Here is a 2462-nt window from a genome sequence, read left to right as displayed (position 1 = left end):
AACAATATGCACATCAGCTATAAACCACTCTGGCACACACTGTTAGAGCGTGATATGAGGAAAGAGGATTTAAGGCTTGCCGCTGGTATGACAACGAATATGATTGCCAACATGAGCAAAGAGGGAAAGCACATCAGCATGGACACATTAGCCCGTATCTGTGAAACGCTGAATTGTGAGATTACCGATGTGATTGAGTTAGTACCAGACGAGCCTGCTTCCACAGGAGGTAAGGAACATGAGAGAATTGAAACCAAGAATAACGGAAAACGGAATTGATTATATCCTTGTCGGAGATTACTACATCCCGGACTTGAAACTGCCGGAGGAACACCGCCCTATCGGAAAGTACGGACGGATGCACCGGGAATATTTAAGGGAAGTCCACCCAGCCAGATTGAATACATTGATACTGACCGGAGAATTGTGGACATATCTTGCAGACCTGAACGAACAGGCACAGGAACGGTTAGACACTATCATGGAGCAGATGAAAGCCACCGAGGGCGTGACAGAGGAATTGAAGCGAACTCAACAAATGGAATGGGTGCAGCGTTGTAATAACATTCACAACCGGGCAGAAGAAATTGTTTTGCATGATATAATTTATTCATACGGGAGTAATTAAATCGGAGGTATATAAGATGATTGAAATTGTATTTGGTGAAAGTGCCTGTGGAAGTTTGAAAATTGCCCAAACTTACGGTAAGGGAAAGTATAGAGGAAGTGCAGTTTCGGTCTTTATGAGGCACGAAGATGGGAGTGTTCCATCTTCAGATGAAATGAAAGAAGCACAAATTCAAGCACAGGAACAAGAACATATTGCTTGGGAGAATGCTATTCCATTGGGAGGCAAGAGCAGTGATGTTTATTGTTTTGATATGGCTCTTAGTGTGGGAGATATTTCTGATAATGGAATTGGCGAACAGCGGAAAAATGTTCTCAAGAAAATGCTGTCTGTCTGGTTTGTAGAGGATTTAGACTATCAGGTTGAAGAAAAAATACAGAAAATTAAAACTACATTGTCTTCGGTTATTGAACGATATGTAGCTGGGGAAGAAGTTCGTATTTGGTATAGCTATAATCCGGATGAACTTTGCGGTATGTACTGGCTTATGAAACAACTTCGACCATTAAACTGTCAGACAACAATTTATTTGGTTAAGTTACCTGCCTGGGAATATGGAAAAGAAAATACTATGACATCCAAAATAGCATGGGGTGAGGTTTCTCCTGGCGAATGGGGAAAATATATAACTCTACAAGAAAAAGCTAAGCCTGTATTTCTTTCAGCTTGTGCTATGAAATGGAATCAACTTCAAAATGAAAATGCACCTTTGCGTGCAATGCTAAATGGTAAATTGCAAAGTGTTTCAGAAGATATATATGATAGTTTCATTCTTCGTGAAATTGCGGAACAGCCAGAACAATTCAAAATGGCTATTGTTATAGGTAATGTTTTAGGAAAATATCAACTTGGAATTAGTGATGTATGGATTTCTAATCGCATTGATAAAATGCTTGAAGATGGTGTGTTGGAAATTATACAGGACGCACCAAAGGGAGAAACAAATTATCGCCGGATATTAAGAAAACGAATGAAATAATAACCACAGCAAGAACCGCTGCTACATGGAAGGCACCCCAACCATGCAACAGCGGTTTTTTTTACCGTTTTTTCCTCTGGCTGATAGGCGTTCCCATTTTCTTTGATTTTTTGAGAATCCGAATCAGCCAGCGAAATTCTTCGTCTGACAGATTTTTATAGTTGATACCGAGCTGCTTGCAGTAAAGGACAACCAGCTTTTCATCCCGGCTGCCCTTGAAATTTTCGACTGCTTCGAGATTTTCTTTCAATTCATCGGCAACGGTGGTCTGGGGCGCACTCTCACTGTCCTTTTTGTGGGCTTCCCGAATATCCCGGATAATCAGGTTGAGGTCATCCAGAACCATGTGACTGAAATACTCATCATCACTGATATGGGCGGCTTGCAGCACTTTCAAATGCGGGTCATCTTCGCCTGGGCGATACCGTTCAATGATTTCATGCCGGACGGTATCGACAAGTGCATTGAGGTTTTGAATCTGCATGGTAGCAATCCCGTCCACATAAATCTCAATGTCTGCAAGAAACTTGATGAAATCTTTATGTGTAGCAAGCTCACAGAGCAGACGGTTGTTAATCCGACCGCTTTTCAGCAGTGCCACCATCTCATCATTCAAATGCAGCTCCGTCAATGGTGTGTTGATCTGCTCCCTGTTCTCTGTCCGGCACAGTAGATAATCAACAGAGACCCCATAGAAGTCTGCCAGCGTGATAAGGTTGCCATGATTGATTTCCTTAAAATCCTCTTTTTCATAACTTCCAAGAGCTGATTTGGAAATGCCTGTCAGCTTTGATAGTTCTTCCAGATTTAAGCCTTTGTCCTTGCGGAGTTCCCAAAGGCGTTCCTGTATGCTTG

The 2462-nt window shown here is 41.9% G+C and carries 4 protein-coding genes; 3 read left to right on the top strand and 1 reads right to left on the bottom strand.

Going from position 1 to position 2462, the window contains the following annotated elements:
- The 3 genes from DW757_RS17100 to DW757_RS17090 all read left to right on the top strand — a co-directional run.
- Nucleotides 1–279 (top strand): helix-turn-helix domain-containing protein (locus tag DW757_RS17100; protein WP_347560008.1); only part of this gene is annotated, 279 nt, incomplete at its 5' end.
- Entirely contained in the window at nt 239–628 is a 390-nt protein-coding gene (locus DW757_RS17095; RefSeq protein ID WP_009296082.1) for a TnpV protein, read from the top strand. The genes DW757_RS17100 and DW757_RS17095, both read left to right, overlap by 41 nt.
- Before the next feature lie 16 nt (nt 629–644).
- Nucleotides 645–1607: a DUF3658 domain-containing protein gene (locus tag DW757_RS17090; RefSeq protein WP_014078537.1), complete on the top strand. Its 963-nt coding sequence runs from the start codon at nt 645–647 to the stop codon at nt 1605–1607.
- Nucleotides 1608–1668: 61 nt separating this feature from the next.
- Here DW757_RS17090 and DW757_RS17085 read toward each other — a convergent pair.
- A partial coding sequence (locus tag DW757_RS17085; RefSeq protein ID WP_147355652.1) for a helix-turn-helix domain-containing protein occupies nt 1669–2462 on the bottom strand: 794 nt, incomplete at its 5' end.

Source organism: Clostridium sp. AM29-11AC (genome assembly GCF_003480545.1).
Taxonomy (GTDB): domain Bacteria; phylum Bacillota; class Clostridia; order Lachnospirales; family Lachnospiraceae; genus Otoolea; species Otoolea saccharolyticum_A.
This window is presented reverse-complemented; position numbering and strand designations above follow the sequence as displayed.